The 17,209-nt window shown below is 49.3% G+C and carries 8 protein-coding genes and 2 pseudogenes; 1 reads left to right on the forward strand and 9 read right to left on the reverse strand.

Annotated features, from left to right (window positions below; genetic code table 11):
• Nucleotides 1-164: 164 nt before the first annotated feature.
• The 4 genes and pseudogenes from BEI65_RS06525 to BEI65_RS06545 form a co-directional block, all read right to left on the reverse strand.
• Nucleotides 165-834: pseudogene (locus BEI65_RS06525) on the reverse strand (hypothetical protein).
• Nucleotides 835-933: 99 nt separating this feature from the next.
• Nucleotides 934-4,545, reverse strand: coding sequence for an inverse autotransporter beta domain-containing protein (locus tag BEI65_RS06530; protein WP_157765435.1), 3,612 nt, complete (start codon nt 4,543-4,545; stop codon nt 934-936).
• Nucleotides 4,546-6,068: 1,523 nt separating this feature from the next.
• Nucleotides 6,069-7,145 (reverse strand): RES family NAD+ phosphorylase, encoded by a 1,077-nt coding sequence (locus BEI65_RS06540; protein WP_099062649.1) that lies wholly within the window; start codon nt 7,143-7,145, stop codon nt 6,069-6,071.
• A 157-nt stretch (nt 7,146-7,302) separates the two neighbouring features.
• Nucleotides 7,303-8,457, reverse strand: a complete 1,155-nt coding sequence (locus tag BEI65_RS06545; protein ID WP_099062650.1) for a hypothetical protein — start codon at nt 8,455-8,457, stop codon at nt 7,303-7,305.
• A 347-nt stretch (nt 8,458-8,804) separates the two neighbouring features.
• Here BEI65_RS06545 and BEI65_RS06550 point away from each other — a divergent pair, with 347 nt between their 5' ends.
• On the forward strand, nt 8,805-9,977 hold the full coding sequence (locus BEI65_RS06550; RefSeq protein ID WP_099062651.1) for a hypothetical protein: 1,173 nt from the start codon (nt 8,805-8,807) through the stop codon (nt 9,975-9,977).
• 419 nt (nt 9,978-10,396) lie between these two features.
• Here BEI65_RS06550 and BEI65_RS06555 read toward each other — a convergent pair whose 3' ends face one another.
• The 5 genes and pseudogenes from BEI65_RS06555 to guaB all read right to left on the reverse strand — a co-directional run bounded on the left by BEI65_RS06555 (nt 10,397) and on the right by guaB (nt 17,043).
• Complete coding sequence (locus tag BEI65_RS06555) at nt 10,397-10,999, reverse strand: hypothetical protein (RefSeq protein ID WP_099062652.1); 603 nt, start codon at nt 10,997-10,999, stop codon at nt 10,397-10,399.
• A 625-nt stretch (nt 11,000-11,624) separates the two neighbouring features.
• Entirely contained in the window at nt 11,625-13,394 is a 1,770-nt protein-coding gene (locus BEI65_RS06560; RefSeq protein ID WP_099062653.1) for a hypothetical protein, read from the reverse strand.
• A gap of 56 nt (nt 13,395-13,450) precedes the next feature.
• Nucleotides 13,451-13,600, reverse strand: a pseudogene (locus tag BEI65_RS06565) (Arm DNA-binding domain-containing protein); the annotation flags it as partial.
• Nucleotides 13,601-13,900: 300 nt separating this feature from the next.
• Nucleotides 13,901-15,478 carry a glutamine-hydrolyzing GMP synthase gene (gene guaA, locus BEI65_RS06570; RefSeq protein WP_099062654.1) on the reverse strand — a complete coding sequence of 526 codons (1,578 nt, stop codon included), beginning with the start codon at nt 15,476-15,478 and terminating at the stop codon, nt 13,901-13,903.
• Between the two features lie 101 nt (nt 15,479-15,579).
• Nucleotides 15,580-17,043: an IMP dehydrogenase gene (gene guaB / locus BEI65_RS06575; protein ID WP_085118229.1), complete on the reverse strand. Its 1,464-nt coding sequence runs from the start codon at nt 17,041-17,043 to the stop codon at nt 15,580-15,582.
• Nucleotides 17,044-17,209: the final 166 nt, after the last annotated feature.

A 17,209-nucleotide genomic window follows, 5' to 3' on the forward strand; every position in this document is an offset into this window, starting at 1 on the left:
TTCAGTGCGTTAAGATAAAAATTAATTATAGCATCATAAAATACACCATGTCAGGCCGGAACAGCATCAATCAAAATTACAAGAACTACCGCAGTACTGATATATGCACTGCTAATCACACAACCACAGTGCCCATACGATCTAAATAGCTGTTCCTAATACCGCTACACTTTTGCCTGACCGTGTTTCCCGCCAGGGAATGGATTTGCCGTTTTCATAAAGTGGCGCACTTTGTTCAGTAATTGCCACATCGAACGACAACGGTGATTTCTGGTTATTGTGTCATCTAATGCCTGCCATAGTCGCTCAACGTGGTTGACCCATGGCGAGTAGACAGGTTGATAAATAATCCCGAGTTTTTACTGCCGCCTCCGATATAACTGACGTTTCCCGTGCCGCTCTGTACCAGACCAGTCCGGTAAAGGGAAACCAGCGACATACCGTTGAAGCATGTAAACGGAAAACTGTTATCTCATTGGTTTTTATTGCTAACAGTTCCGTACTCCAGCGAGAACGCTGATAACCAAAATCTCCCGGCGAGGCCTTAATCAACTGACGCAACAGTGCACAAACATGCTCAAACGGCCAGCGTCATCCGCGCCCTGAGGACAATTACTTCAGGCCTTCAGTACCATAAATTGTGAACCAGTTAATCCAACGGCCCAATGATGAACGCGCGCAGCAACGCATTTTTGCAACGTCGCTGACTTTGTCACCACGATGAAGCATCAGCATAGCTGTCCGTCTGCGGACATGGCCTTTGTCGCGTGTTTTATGAATAGTTTTCTGTATCCGGCGTCTTTTGTCGCGGGGTATCAGTGCTATGCTCGGCATAACTCAGTCCGATTGGTGATGTGTGATATTCAGCGATTGATCAGAACGCTTAAATCGGACTGAGTTCCCTTCGAGTGATCTACTATTCGAAACAGCTATTTAGGGCTTAACAACCGTAATTTTCACCACTTGTTTGTAGTTGTCATACTCCTCCGAAATCGGTATACCCCATTTAACTCCAATGTCAGCTGAGCCAACTTTCGCCCCTATAAACTCACATTGAAACTGTATTACCATGACACCACCTTCTACCTTTTTGTTTTTATCATGATAGGCTCCGTCACATAGTCCAGCGGGTTTCATGACGATTTCCTGGCCGGGGAAAGCTTCGTCCCAATGTTTGATCCCCACCTTAGCAAAACTTGGCATGCTGTTTGCCTCAGCCTCAAACTCGGACTCCTTAATTGTCGTGATCACCTTGGCGGTCAGGGTAAGGCTATCACTGCCATCAGCCTTCAACGTCTGTTGCGAAGGGGTCAGGGTAAAACGGTCAATCATTTTTCTCACCCGGGCCGTTCTTGACTCCCTGGCAACCCTCACATTCTTGAGGTCATAGATCTCATAAATCAGGTCAAACTCCCCGGCCATAGTCAAGTGAAAACCATTGGTGCTAACAAGGCCATTCGAATTCACGATGACATCCTGCGTTGTTTGGCCGTTGCCGAAGGCAACATTCATATTCCCCTTGGGAACGAGTTCTATATGAACACGGTATCCCTCAGCCGGACGTGGCTTGCCACTGCCATTATCGAGAAGGACGTAAGTGCCGCTACCGGCCACTCCCCCGTTATAATATTCAACCCACAGGTGCGCTAAATCATCCGTCGTAAACTTATAATCGACAAACGACACCTCTTCATTGACTGCCTTGCTCAGTTCACTACCGCTTTTATCCAGCAGTGTAACCGTAACATTGGCTAACCCTTTGGCACCGCTGGTCAGCGTATTTTTCGCCTTTCCATCAACCACAGGTGTCGTGCTTGCTTGCAATTGCCCAAGGCTGCTGCTCCACGCCAGAGAGTATCCCTCTGGCAGTTTGCGCTGCTGCCCCTCCGCAAGGCTAACCTGCCACTCCACCGGAGATTTCCCATCCGCACTCGCGGTCACCGTCGACGGGGTTAATGTCAGCGTGAGTTGCCCTTTATCAACAAAAGATACCGCCTGCCCGCTTTCCTCGCTGACCACCTTCCCACGCTTATTCAGCAGGCTGGCTTTCAGCACCACATTCCCCGCCACATCGCTGGTTAACGTGTTGACCGCCTTGCCGCTGCCATCAAGCACACTCTCCGTCGGGCGTTGCAGTTTCCCCTGCCCGCTGACAATGCCCCATTTCACCCGATACCCTTCGCCCAGTCCTTCACCCCGGCTGTTTTTAGCCTCGGCCGTCCAGACAATGCCTTCTCCCCCGACCACTGCCTGGGTTATCGCGGGCGTAAGCTGTAACCGGTAACCCAGGAAATTGCCTTTTCCCGTCGCCGTCGCCGACAGCTTATTGTCAGCATCAAAGACTTTGACCTTCACACCGGCTTCGCCACTGTCCTGGCTGGTTAATGTGGTTTGACTCTCTCCCCGGGCGTCCGTTTCACCTTCTATATCCACTAACGTCCCGAGCGTGGTTTCCCACTTGACGTGCGCCTTCGGGATAACCCGATCAGCTTTATCCCGTACCGTGACCGTCCAGGTTATCTTTTCCTCTCCGTCTGCCATGACCTCACTCGGCTCCGGGTGCAGCGTCACCTGATATTCTTGCCGGGTAAACTGGGCTGAGTCATCTTTCTCCTGGGTCAGTGAGCCCCCTTCGGCATCGACCAGGCTAACATTGACCGTGACATCACCCTCAATGGCATTAACCACCGTATTGGTGCTGTCGCCATTCGCGTCGGTTTTCGTGGTCGGGGTGGTAAACGCACCTGCATCACTGCTCCACTGCAAGGTATATCCCCCCAGCCCTTTATCGGCTTTACGGCCGGTGGCACTGTCATAAGCATGCACTTTCCAGTCGATTGCGTATTTCCCATCCGGTCGTTGATAGACTTTATCCGGCTGAACACGCAGAGCAGGGTGCCCCGGGGTCACGAAGCTTGCCGCTTTATTGGCGCTTTGCTCTCCAACACGCTGTTTCCCCGTGCTGTCCCACAGCGACACACTGAGCTTCACCTTGCCAACAGCAGTACTGAACAGGCTGTTTTGCATTTTGCCGTTCTTGTCCAACTGACCCACCGCTGTCGCCAATCTGGCGTTACCTTCGACGAGATCCCATTTTGCCGTGTAACCTTCCAGCGAGGCGCCCTTCTCGTCAGTGACCGCAAACGTCCAGACAATCGGGTCATTGCCGTTATTGTAGGCCGTTTGATTATTGCTGCTTAAAGAGAAGTGATACTGCGGTGAGGTTTGTGCGGAACTGATAATGTTCAGTGTCGAGGACTCGGACGCGTTGCCGTGCCGGTCATAAGCCACCGCCTGTACCGGATAAACCCCGGCAGCCGCAGGAAGCAAAATCCGATATTGCAACGGGCTCACCGTCTGAATATTTCCCCCGGCAGCAATTAATGCATCACTGCGCCATTGAATATGACTCAGCCCGTATTTCGCCTCCACGCCGACCGGTAATAGCTGGACGCTGCCCGCCACACCATCAATCTGGTTGGGCAACGTAAGCTTGATGACTTCACTCTTTTTATAGCGCATCACCATAGTATTATTACGCTCGACAAAATCCAGTCGCGACCCCAACAGGGTACGACGCTGCCGGACCGCTTCTGACGAAATCTGCTGCGACCAGGGAACACCGAAACGGTAATTGAACTGCATATTCAGTACCGTCTCATTGGTACCATTCTTACCCTGCTTGTAATCCACCCCGCTCGTTACCAGGGGGACCGGGGTGTAATTGACCCCCGCAGTCACGGCATAAGGATCACGTTGCCGCCGGTCACGACCAAATAAGGCCACCTCATCACCAAAATATTGTTCCCAAATCAGTTTGCCGCCCAGTTGCGGCCAGGCCGGCAAATACCCTTCACTGCGCATGTCATAACCCGACGCAGGGCGTTCCTGGTAATCAGTTAACGTCTTCGAGGCTTTCCAGCCGGTCAGCGCCAGGTACCCATTGGCCGATAACCTCACATAATCTCGCCAATATTCGATACCCCCACCCACGCGGGAATGATTATTACGCAGCTCCTGGTCGAGAAATACGTTATACCCCATCATCTGTTCCGCACCGAACCAGCGCTGACCAACCCCCAGGTTAGCCGTGGTATAATCGTCTTTATCGTGAATGCCCCATTGGGTAAAGATTAATCGCGACGGGGTGTCATTGAGCGGAAACAGCAGATCGGCGCTGCTGCCATAAAAATGGAAATGCTGATCAAACCCCAACCCGACTCGCGCGTTGCCATAGCCACTTAACCAGCGCTCGGCGCTGTCAGCTAACGCAGAAGAAGCACGTTGACCAACCCATTGTTGCGCGGCCTCATTCCGCTGTTGACTGGCGGCTACCGCTGCCACATCTGTCAGCCAACGTGCCGTTTTTTGCTCACCCTGAGGTTCGGCAGAGGAGGATGTGGAAGACGGCAGGGTAGGCAGTTCTGCGGCATAGGCAGGAAGAGCAAGGACTGGAAATAAACTGTGTATCACAACGCGGCAAATAAGCCGCCGGTATGATTTATGCAGAAGCATGCTCGGTAAGTCTTTCGATATACTCATCATTATTTTTAACTCTTTTTTTAATATACATAACATTCACACGAAGTTAACGCCGTCACCGTATTTACACATTGAGATTACACATTCAAGCACCAAATATATAACCTAGAAATAACATATAACAGCAGTAACAACCAATGAATACCTTTATATGTGACATGTCACCAACCGATAATTGACCAACATAACCTTTCTCTGAGAGTCATTTGCAATATCAAAATCAGAGGCACAGCCAAGCCATAGCAAATAATAAATGTATTATTTACTATATTACTTCAGATTTCAGACACTGACTTATTCTATTAAATTTTCGGCACTTACACTTAATTCATGGTGGCGGGAGAGTTTAGCACGAAATATTAATAGGGGATTTTCAGAAAACGCACATATTTTAGGTTGTCACGCACTAGCGTGAAATAATAAAAAACGGCAGTGAAAGTCTTTAGTTTTATGTTTGCGAAAACCTAAACTCAGACACTCACTGCCGCTGATATGACCTGACTTCCTGGCCGCTGGCTGCTGCTGCGAAATCCGGGAAATCTGCCAGAAGGACATGATGTAAAACTAGCAGAGCCGCTAAATAGCTGCGCCTAATACCGCTACACGTTTCCCGTGCCGCTATGCACGAAAGAATCTCTGGCACTTCTCGCAATAAGTATTATCACAACAATTACCATGAAGGCGGCAGAGCCGATGTTCGTCACAGAACTAGAGAAGCGCCATTTTGAAAACGCAAAGCATGCAGGCTCCATTATCCTGTTCGAAATAAAATTCAGATCCCGTGAGCCAGAAGAAACCTTCAACAAAAAGCATCAGTACGACATCGTAAAAAGAACCGGAGAAAAGGTGTTTACACTTACATTTCATGCCAACGAGAATTGAACGCAAAAGGCTGCGTAAAAGAATATGACCAAGGAAGTTTCAAAAAACACAGTATCAATATCACATACAAACTAATCTTCAAGTCATGGCATCAGTGTTTCCCCAACACATACCTTTCACATTCCATGCAAAATTCCATTAATGATACAAGAAGATCATTAATGGCTTATTTTTATATACTTAAATCAAATAATTGAAAATAAACCTCACCCCCACTCTATTATTAATATGAAAACAAATTCATTATAAAATAAACAATTCAGAAATTTAATAATTAAAAAACCATGACAAATACCATGCACAGTAAAAACGTTCAGGAAGTGTGATTAGACTCTCTAGTGTTAAAGGCGGCCTATATCAACCTCTTTAGGATTGCCAACACATCCGCATTACCATTATGAACAATCTTGGCCAGCAGCTCCACTGCATAAGACGGTTCGACCTAGAAAAGCTCTGTTATTTTCTCATCGTGGCTATGGTCTTTCATCAATCGCCACTAGTTCATGATAGAATAGCCTGCTCAGTCCATTACAAGACCGCCCTATAGTGGCCGATACTGCCTATAACAGCTGACAGAAATCGGCCATAGGCTAACAGTCATCCCATCAGATAAACTTGCCCTCTATTCCCCTCATCCAAAAAACTCAATACTCAACTGGTCCAAAATGCCCACGATAGCCAACTTGGGTAAGGATTAGACGATTGATACATTCGACACTGACCAAGCCTTTTTCCACAGGCCTACCAAATAGGGCAAGATTACGAATGGTAGTTGCTTCAACATATTGCTCCCTTTCCGGATGGAAACGTCGAAGCGACAAGCCATAAGCCGTCTCGAAAGGATGGATACCAGTACGAATAAGGCTGAAAAAGGACGGATAGCTTACTCCGTCAAAACCAGCCTCTTTAGCAGCAAGAGCTATGTCACGGGCGATTTCATATGAGTGAGACCGAGCAAGAAAAAGCATATGGATTGCCATATCCACGCTTTCAAACTCGGTCTCTGTTTCTTCCAAAGCATGAGTCAAGTCCAGTATCCGCAGATCCTGCTGATTCTTTAAAGTTGCGACAAAAAGCTCATCCTCCGTTGATGCCCTGCATTCATGAATACAAACATCAAGGTCTTGCGATCCGTACATTACAGATAAGCCCGGAGAATCCAAACGACCTCTGCCAGCCAAATCCACAGGAGGGCTGTCATACTCGGACGAATCAGCTGGTCGTTCAGGGTTAACACGAAGACGGTAAAATTTGTTGCCTTGGCTGAGCGTTGATTCAGGATATTCTCTCAGGATACGTTCGATGATCTGTGGGCGTGTCGATGGATCTTGAAGCCTCTTTAGCGGCTCGACTTCTCCGACCATCCACAATCGAGGACCGTAATGGAAAAATCCAATTTTAGCGGCCTCCTCGATAATCTTTACGTCATTCTTAAGCCACGTTGACGGGGCAATGTCGCATTGGCCGTAATGGTTCTCGTTGAACTGAATTACTGGCGCTGCGCCATAGTCACAACGGACAGTGGTTCCGCTCACGAAGAAGCGCCACGCCAGACTTAAAATCTGGTCTCGGGTCAGCTTCTGCCCATCCGGACTTTTACAATTTGGACATTCGCCTTGTTGTTCAAAACCATGCTTTGCAGCGTCTATCTGCAACCCTTCATCAGTGAAGCAATTTGAGCATAGCAAAACCTGACTGGTTGGCTCGGTTATCTCAGACATAAAGACTCCCTACGTTTTTTGCCGGACTTAATGATCAATATCCTAGACGCAAGATGACCGCTTGTTACCTATCGGGATCGACTCCAATCGGCCATCAGCAGCCGTCCGAGCAAGACCCTTTAGTGCTTTAAGACTCATCGAGATAGGCAACTCGCGCTTAGTAACGACGTGAGCTGACAGGCATGAACATTGACAACGGTCCGATAACTGAGCCGTCTCGCAACATGCTTATTCCGCTGTAAATCTCCCTAATGGGCTCGACCTCCGGTAGGCCATCCAACAGACGAGCATCACCTCGAGCAACCTTGACCAAGTGCTCGAAGACCGAAAGCTCAACGCCCACAAACGTCCCTGAGTGCACGCCTAGCCTGAAGGGATCCCTGCTGCGGTATGTGGTCTGCCCGTTTTCTAAGTCAATTAACGGCTCGTTGGTTTCTTTGGCGTAGTAGCCTCCTACGAAGTATCGCTGTTGGTCTTCAAAGGCGAACTTCCAGACGGTTACTGGAATTCCGATTTGCGACTCCAAACGCATTGATCTTCTAATGGCTAGAGCCAAATGGGGTTGGTCGATTTTCATCAGAGCATTACCGTAATGGCTTCCGATTATTTGTCCGGAGAGGCTGCGTGCAGTTTCTCCCGATAACGGCTCCCGGCCCTCTGTGATGGGGTCTTCTGCGAACAACTTGGTCTGAACCTTGGGTTTCGATTCGGTTGCAAAGCGGGTGGCCACGATATGGCCTTTTACCCAAACAGCCTCGCCTTTGCCGTCCAACACCCGAACCCGCGTGAACTGTTTCCTCCAATCCCCAAACTCTTTCGTGTGGAACCCCACTGAGGTATAGCGTCCCTTGGCCTCTGCAAGTACGACGGAGCCTGCCCCGTCACTGCACAGGTAGTCAGGCATATCGCCTGGCGCGGTACGCTGTAAAGTAAATCCATGCAAATTCTCGCTTGTTTCATCGATCAAACGATCCAAATGTGCGAAGTATTTAATTCCCAAATGCTCATGCAGGAACCAGCGACAGAATGCCTGCCCCATCTCGCTGGATTTGGCTCGCTTGGCATTGGTTGAAGCGCCCACCCCCTCACCTTGAAATCGAAGCTCATCGTCAGGCACTAGGAATCTCATGTGCTCAAACTGGGCAGGATCCGGATTCGGGGGCTGAGTGCCGTAGGTGTCCAAGTAAAAGTGGTGATAGAGAGCGGCAAGGTCCAGATCAATAACCGTTTTCGGATTCTCTTCGCTCTCCCCTTGAAGCTTAGGAGGGATCGGCTTGTACTTGTTGAGTGCCAATTGCAGCTTTTTCTTCATGAATTCTTTCGACTCCTTTTACGATTTTGCCGCATTTGGTTGGAAGATGGACGCCAACTGCCCACCCAGCCCTCGCGCTTTCAAAAAAACGTCTGTCTCGCCGAGGCGTTCTCTGAAGATTCGAAACGCAGTCTAACAGAACTCTTGATTGCCATGGTATACCGAGCACGCAACCCGAGCCACATTCACCTACGCAATCCGTTGAAGTAAATGCGTTTCCTGATCTATAGTTGGACTGCCCCCACTTGGGTGGGGGCAGTCCAATAACTTTAATTTTCAGTAATGCTAAAAATACCCCTTCCAGATATCATTCCATTCTTTAACGATAAGGTTTGAGGACTTTACCCGTGAGAATTCGTTACATTGTCCCGTTCAAACGCAAAATCATCATTGACGATCATTGGGAAATCCCAATGCAAGGTGGGAAGTTCCGCATCATTGAAGAGAGTGGTTACGCCAACGCTATTGAACTTACTTTCGAGAAGCAGCCTCTGGAATACGCACCGAGCTTTCAGAAACGAGCCCCTTATGAGGCTATGACAACGATAACCGGGAACGATGAACGTATGGCATTCGTGAAGCGTCAACTCGATAACGCGGCCACATTTCTCGAATGCTTCCATGATATTGAACTCATAACAGAGGAAATTGAGGCAAAATATGAAGGAGAAACCCCGGAAGAAGAAACGCGACTATCCATAAAGAGTATATCAATGGGCAGGCATGATTCTGCATTGCCTCTCAGTTTCGATATGTTTACGCGGGCGCTTATGGCTGCTGAGAAATATGATGGGCCGAGATTTGAAGTTGCCTTTGTAAAAAGCGCTCGTAAAATGCTTAAAAATCAGGAATTCATAAATTCCTTCCGCTACTCATTCCTGTTGATCGAATCCCTGTATGGGAATGGTCAATTTAAAACACCAAGCTTGCAAGCTGCGCTAAAATCAAACCAAGAATTTAGTAATATTGTTGAGCTTGCCATCAAAGATATAATTCCAGCAAAGAACGATCGGAACTCGGATACGGCGAAGCTCATTTTTACGAAACCAAAAGCAGATGACATTATTAATCATCTAGTCGAAAAACGGGGTTTCTATTTTCACGGGAACGTCAAACGGAAGGACGCTTGGAAACCCGATGAACAAGACGCGGCAGAATCTCTGGCACTTCTCGCAATAGGTATTATCACAAAAATTACTATGAAGGCGGCGGAGCCGATGTTCGTCGCAGAACTAGAGAAACGCCACTTTGAAGACGCAATGAATGTAGGAGCCAAAATCGTGTTTGAAATAAAATTCAGATTCCGTGAACCCGAAGAAAATTTCGATAGGCAACATCAATTCAACATCACAATGCCAGGAACCAAAGTCACCCCTCGTACAGCTTTCGCTGTCGCTCAGCATTTTCTACATGTATTCCAGCATAATCAGCCTGTATCGGCTCTATGTGAAGCTGAATGCAAAATACAGGAAACCGGGGAAAAGGTATTTAACCTCACATTTCATGCCAAAGAAGATTGAACTGTAAAGTTTGCGCTAAAAATACAACCGCGAAAGCTTTGAACAACACCATATCAAAAACATATACAAATTATTCTTCAGGAAATGACATCATTTTTTCCCATCACATGCTTTCAACCTGCCAAAAAATGCCATTAATGATGAAGACATCATTAATGGCATTTTTTATCAAATAAAATCAATTTGTTATAAAAAACCACCCCCATTCTATCGTCAATAAAGTAAACAATTATCGAAAAAACATATGGTAGGTAATGTATGGTTGGGTACTGCTACGAAAAATGCCATGCCCCGAAATGAAACAGCCGCAAGTTGATCTGGCGCGTGATGTATACCAACCGTCTGCTCTGCCCTAATTCGGTCGTTTGTAATTCTCCAAAGTCATAGTTCAGACTCTGAAAAAATCCCCAATAACTTGACTAGACAGTCGTGAAATCCATTTTCACGCGAATCTGAGCATCGAAGTCCATGATTTTCTTTGCACAATCGATTTTCCCCCACCAACGATCGACCACGTACACGTTAATTGGATCTCGGTAGTGGTAGAGATTGCTCCCAATCTTTTGATCGCTGTTCATAGGCGCCAAGACACACACCAGACCCAGTGCATAAATTGCGCTCTGCGGCAGAGTCATCGACTGCTTCTCTAAATCGATAAGAAACTGCTGATGGCCATTGGCTATTTGAACAGAAACACCGTATCCATCTGGTAACTCTTCTCCATGAGCAAGATTACAACGAAATTTCTCGTAAATGATATCCGCAAATCCAATTCCGATTTTCCCTTTTACATCCTTAAACGGAAAAACTGTTTCCTGCAGATTCAGTCCCCCAAACATTAACTCGATTACATCCAAGTGATCATTGATAAATCTACGGAATCGAACGCCAACCGCCGTTTCCTCCGCGTACGTTCTCTTGGCCGTGCCGTCAATAGCAATGCACGCAGACAGCAGTGCCTGGTCCAGCTCGTTCCGATCGGCAGCATCGAGAGATTGCTTGATATGTTCTGCAATTTTCATTGTGTATGTATCGCCTAGCCGTTCAGCAGAAAATGCTATCAACAATGAGGCTAGAAATGCACCAAGTTGCCGATACCATGACATTCGTGCCGGCCTCACATGGTATCGCGATGCCGGCGGTCAAAATGAATGTGTAATGTCATAAAAAAGCCATTGATGATGCAGCCACATTCATCAGAAATCCTCGATTAACTCCATATAATCAATACGTTAAAAAACATACTCACTCCCACTCAATCATCAATAGAAAATTAAAACATTTATATAGCAAGGAGTTAATACAAGAAAAAATCTAAACACCATGAGAAATACCATACCCAGTAAATTCAAGAAGTCGAATTAACCTCTCTCGCGGCAAACGCTACCGATAGCTGCCTCTCCAAGGTGGACAACTCATCCGTGCTACCATCCTGAACACCCTCTGCCAGCAGCTCCGCCGCATAAGATGGATCGGCCTGGAAAAGCTCGACCATTGCCTCATCGTGACTACGGTCTTTCATCAATCCCCCATAGTTCACGGATGCCCTAAGCCTTAAGAATAGCCTGCTCAGGACACTAAAAATCCGTACGTTCCTGGCAGTACCGCTTGTCAGGACTGACAGAAACCGGCCAGAAGCAGTCATTGCTACTCGTCCGACTCATCAGTCTCGCCGAACAAGAATTTCCCTGTGTGCCAAATCGCTCGCCCAACGTTGTGAATGAGTTGCTCTCCCTGCCTCAATGGCGAGTCTTCTTCATCGACACCCGCGAGCTTGATCGCGTCTGTTATCTTTGAGCCTGTAGGGTGTGCATCTCCCACTCGCATATCATAAGCACCGGCAATCTCAGCAAATACTCTCTTGGCTTTGTCATCTCCAATTTTCTCAGCCAAAATACTTTGGAGTAACTTGTTTGAGCCGAGCTTGGCTTTCTCTTGGTGTGTAGAAAGCTTACGTAGCTCGGTTACGTTGAGCCTGTCCGAGAATACGCGAATGATGTCCTTGGCTAGTCTGAGTAGGGTCTCTCTGTCTTTGCTTGCAAACCTGGATATTTGCTGCCCTACTTCGGAGTCATCAATATCATGGGTGAACAGCGATATTTCGTATTTATGCCTGAAGCCGTCTTCCAAAAGCCTCATGCTTCCAAAAAACATTTCTTCAACCGCATATGTGGATGCCGGCTTCGCCCTCACCTGCGCGTCCAGCAGCTCACTTGAAACCTTTCCTTCAGGAGCTACATTATGCCCTGCCCAAACATGCTGCTCCCATGGGGCGAGTCGTGCGATGTCATAAGCATATACGGTGATAAGATCCGAACTGTTTATCCCGAAATGCGTTTTATATCCTGATGTGGAATTAATAGCTCCAGTTTCAGCCGTGTACCACGCCAACTTAAATCCTCGACTATTGAGAAGCTCATTCACGACGCTGACCCGAAACCATAGCCAGCGGCCTATGTCCTCGTTATCAAGCTCTGCTGATCTCATTCGCGTTCCATCGGTTTCCACGATGAATTGCGGGAGGTTCGGATCTGCATCTCCACGAACGCGTAGGCTTTTTGATTGGTGGTCTATCCATTCCTCACGCCAAAACTCCCCCTCTACCCGTACACCTTTATAGCCTCCACGATGCCCCTTTGAACTTTCATAGTCAGTGTTCGAGTCATTCTCAGGGCCCATCACAGGGGCGTCTTCACCCTCATCTACGTCCGTTCGCCAGGCTCGAAACATCGCCCAGCGTCCCCCAAAGACGTCATCAAGCTTGCGAAGGATTAGGGTGAATTTACCGTTATCTCTTTCCTCATTGTGAGGCTGCAAATTTGAATATACGCTGTCCTCGAATACGGGGACGTTTTCTACCCTCTGTCGGTAGTATGAAAGGCGGAGCGACAGATTTCTGGCTGCTAGATAGTCGAGTAAAAATTCTCTTTTTATTTCTATCTGACGATACTCGCCATCTTCACTCACTGTCTCGCGAGCTACCACAACGAAATTTTCTTCAGGTCTGACCCAGTTGCCCCCCTCTTTGACCAAGTGCAGCGCGACTACCAAATCAGGGCTCAGTATCCATTTTCTACCACCAACAACAGGTTGCGGGTGTTCATAAACTAGATTGACACCTATTGGCTCTTTATCGTTGTATTGATATTGGTCAATGGAAGCATAATATCCATCTTCGTACGCATAAGGCGCGACTGTGTGCCCAATGCCTATGTCGCTCCATCCAAGACGTTCTTCAACTAACTGGCGATGCTCTGACGGGAATGCAACAGAGCCACAGCCGAAATATTCACTGACATAGCCTACTTCTTTTAGATCCCCTTTCTTGCTCTCAACTAACGCTCTCAAAGGAACCCACGCCGCGTTGGAAAATACCCTGCGGGTTTCCTTGGTCTGGAGAATCCACTCTTCACTCATGGTCGAATTTCCTTTATTCATAACAGCATGCTGGGATTAAGCAATTGCCTTCGCTTGATAGTTTCCTGCCTGCCGTGGATCGAGTAGTTGTAGCGGAATGAAATCGACCCCGCAGGCGTGATGGCTACATAGAGGCCGTCACGGTCGTTCACTTTGTAGAGCTTGTCTTTCGGCTTGATGTTACGCAGCTTGGTATCGGTCAGCAGGGTCAGGTTTCCTCTAGAAAACACCATGGCCCCTCATCGCACAAAACCAATAAAAATATTATAAATCAATATATTAATTTAAATAGATACCATGCCTATCTGGTTAGGAGCGACATGGTTTCGAGTGCCGAACATGGCATTAAAGTCAGATTGTACCATCTACCATGCCATAAAAACGGGGGGCTTGGCGATGCGAAAACTTGCCAGATAGTGCGAGGTCGAAAACGCAAAAAGCCCGCAGTTACGCGGGCTTAGAGATATTTTACTGCTTATACGTGCAGGCTATTGCCAGACGTCAAATCATTCCCACTCAATGGTAGCCGGTGGCTTGCCACTGATGTCATAAACTACGCGGGAAATGCCATTCACTTCGTTGATGATGCGGTTGGAGACGCGGCCGAGGAAATCGTACGGCAGGTGCGCCCAATGCGCGGTCATAAAGTCGATGGTTTCCACTGCGCGCAGTGAAACAACCCAGTCGTATTTACGGCCATCGCCCATCACGCCAACCGAACGGACCGGCAGGAATACGGTGAATGCCTGGCTGACCTTGTTGTACAGATCGGCCTTGTGCAGCTCTTCGATGAAGATGGCATCGGCGCGACGCAGCAGGTCGCAATACTCTTTCTTCACTTCACCCAGCACGCGCACGCCCAGACCTGGCCCCGGGAACGGGTGACGGAACAGCATGTCGTACGGCAGGCCCAGTTCCAGACCAATTTTGCGCACTTCGTCTTTGAACAGCTCTTTCAGCGGTTCGACCAGACCCAGCTTCATCTCTTTCGGCAGGCCACCCACGTTGTGGTGCGACTTGATCACGTGCGCTTTGCCGGTGGCAGAAGCGGCGGATTCGATCACGTCCGGGTAGATGGTGCCCTGCGCCAGCCATTTAACTTCAGATTGCTTGCAGGCTTCTTCGTCGAACAGCTCAACGAACACGCGACCAATGATCTTGCGCTTGGCTTCTGGCTCGTCAACACCGGCCAGTGCGCTCAGGAAGCGATCTTCTGCCGCCACGTGAACAATGTTCAGGCCGAAGTGGTCGCCAAACATTTCCAGTACCTGGTCGGCTTCGTTCAGGCGCAACAGGCCGTTGTCGACAAACACGCAGGTCAGGCGTTCGCCGATGGCGCGATGCAGCAGCATGGCGGTAACGGAAGAGTCTACGCCGCCGGACAGGCCGAGGATCACGTGATCTTCACCCACCTGCTGGCGAATACGTTCAACCGCATCTTCAATGATGGTGGCCGGGGTCCACAGGGCTTCACACTGGCAGATATCCAGTACGAAACGCTCCAGCATGCGCTGGCCCTGACGGGTGTGGGTCACTTCCGGGTGGAACTGCACGCCGTAGAAGCGTTTTTCTTCGTTGGCCATAATGGCAAACGGACAGGTATCGGTGCTGGCAACGGTCACGAAGTCAGCCGGGATAGCGGTGACTTTGTCGCCGTGGCTCATCCACACGTCCAGCAGCGGTTTGCCAGCCGGGCTCAGGGCATCTTCGATGTCGCGAACCAATGCGCTTTCGGTAGTGATTTCTACCTGTGCATAACCGAACTCACGCTCGTTGGAACCTTCTACCTGGCCACCCAACTGCATCGCCATGGTCTGCATGCCGTAGCATACGCCCAGCACCGGGACACCGGCGGTGAACACGTATTCTGGCGCACGCGGGCTGTTGGCTTCGGTCGTGCTTTCCGGGCCGCCGGACAGGATGATGCCGCTTGGATTGAATTCGCGGATTTGCTCTTCGCTAACGTCCCAGGCCCACAGCTCACAGTAAACGCCGATTTCGCGCACGCGGCGTGCTACCAGTTGAGTGTATTGCGAACCAAAATCCAGAATAAGGATGCGATGCTTATGGATATTTTTTGTCATGTGAGGCGAATTCCAGCAACAGAGAAAAAGAGCGAAAATAGTGTTTTCGGGGTGAAGCGTTACGCCCCACCCCGGCTTCCCCCGCAGGAGAAGTTAAAGCATTAACCCATGCGGTAGTTCGGTGACTCTTTGGTGATGGTCACGTCATGCACGTGGCTTTCCTGAATGCCGGCGCCGCTGATGCGCACAAATTCAGCCTTGGTGCGCAGTTCGTCGATGGTGGCGCAACCGGTCAGGCCCATGCAAGAGCGCAGACCGCCCATTTGCTGGTGAACGATCGCTTTCAGCATGCCCTTGTAAGCCACGCGGCCTTCGATACCTTCCGGCACCAGTTTGTCGGCGGCGTTATCGGTTTGGAAGTAACGGTCGGAAGAGCCTTTGGACATCGCGCCCAGAGAGCCCATACCGCGATAGGATTTGAACGAACGGCCCTGATACAGCTCGATTTCACCCGGAGATTCTTCGGTACCTGCAAGCATGGAGCCGACCATCACACAGGCTGCACCTGCCGCGATAGCTTTGGCGATGTCGCCGGAGAAACGGATGCCGCCGTCGGCGATAACCGGGATACCGGTACCTTCCAGCGCTTCAACCGCGTCAGCGATAGCGGTGATCTGCGGTACGCCTACGCCGGTAACGATACGGGTGGTACAGATGGAGCCAGGACCGATACCCACTTTCACTGCGCTAACGCCGGCATCAGCCAGTGCTTTGGCGCCTGAAGCGGTCGCGACGTTTCCGCCAACGATCTGCAGGTCCGGGTATTTGGCGCGGGTTTCGCGAATGCGCTGCAATACGCCTTCGGAATGGCCATGTGAGGAGTCAATCAGCAGGACGTCAACACCGGCAGCGACCAGCGCATCAACGCGCTCTTCGTTACCTGCACCGGCGCCAACTGCCGCACCTACGCGCAGACGGCCGTGTTCGTCTTTACAGGCGTTTGGCTTGCGTTCCGCTTTTTGGAAGTCTTTTACAGTGATCATGCCCAGCAGATGGAACTGATCGTCGACTACCAGCGCTTTCTCAACGCGTTTTTCGTGCATTTTCTGCAGCACGACTTCACGCGCTTCACCTTCTTTCACCGTAACCAGGCGCTCTTTCGGCGTCATCACGGCGGTAACAGGCTGGTTCAGATCGGTAACGAAGCGAACGTCACGGCCGGTAATAATACCAACCAGTTCGTTTTCTTCGGTCACTACCGGGTAGCCGGCAAAGCCGTTACGCGCGGTCAGTTCTTTCACTTCTTTCAGGGTGGTGGTCGGTGTCACGGCCTGTGGATCGGTGACCACGCCGCTTTCATGTTTTTTCACGCGGCGGACTTCTTCAGCCTGACGCTCGATGGACATGTTTTTGTGGATGAAGCCCAAACCGCCTTCCTGCGCCAACGCGATAGCCAGATTGGCTTCGGTGACGGTATCCATAGCTGCGGACAGCATAGGGATGTTCAGGTGGATAGTTTTGGTCAATTGGGTGCCGAGCTCAGCGGTATTAGGCAGAACCGTAGAGTGAGCTGGAACCAGGAGAACGTCGTCGAATGTCAGTGCTTCTTTTGCGATACGTAGCATGGGCAATATCTCACCAGAGTGGGCTGTGAAAAAGATAAAATATTGCCGCGGCATTATACAGAGCGTAATCGGTTGCCTCCAGCACTTTCTCACAAAAACTCTTGATTACCTTTTTCAGCCATGTAGTATCGACCAATTAAGTGCTTGTTTTGAAATTTGATCTGGG

The organism is Serratia sp. BW106, assembly GCF_002607755.1.
GTDB lineage: Bacteria > Pseudomonadota > Gammaproteobacteria > Enterobacterales > Enterobacteriaceae > Serratia > Serratia proteamaculans.

Bases quoted from the DNA above. Each gene is read 5' to 3' on its own strand.
- guaA (WP_099062654.1), bottom strand. From the start codon at position 15,478: ATGACAAAAAATATCCATAAGCATCGCATCCTTATTCTGGATTTTGGT.
- guaB (WP_085118229.1), bottom strand. From the start codon at position 17,043: ATGCTACGTATCGCAAAAGAAGCACTGACATTCGACGACGTTCTCCTG.
- BEI65_RS06545 (WP_099062650.1), bottom strand. From the start codon at position 8,457: ATGAAGAAAAAGCTGCAATTGGCACTCAACAAGTACAAGCCGATCCCT.
- BEI65_RS06540 (WP_099062649.1), bottom strand. From the start codon at position 7,145: ATGTCTGAGATAACCGAGCCAACCAGTCAGGTTTTGCTATGCTCAAAT.
- BEI65_RS06555 (WP_099062652.1), bottom strand. From the start codon at position 10,999: ATGAAAATTGCAGAACATATCAAGCAATCTCTCGATGCTGCCGATCGG.
- BEI65_RS06530 (WP_157765435.1), bottom strand. From the start codon at position 4,545: ATGATGAGTATATCGAAAGACTTACCGAGCATGCTTCTGCATAAATCA.
- BEI65_RS06560 (WP_099062653.1), bottom strand. From the start codon at position 13,394: ATGAGTGAAGAGTGGATTCTCCAGACCAAGGAAACCCGCAGGGTATTT.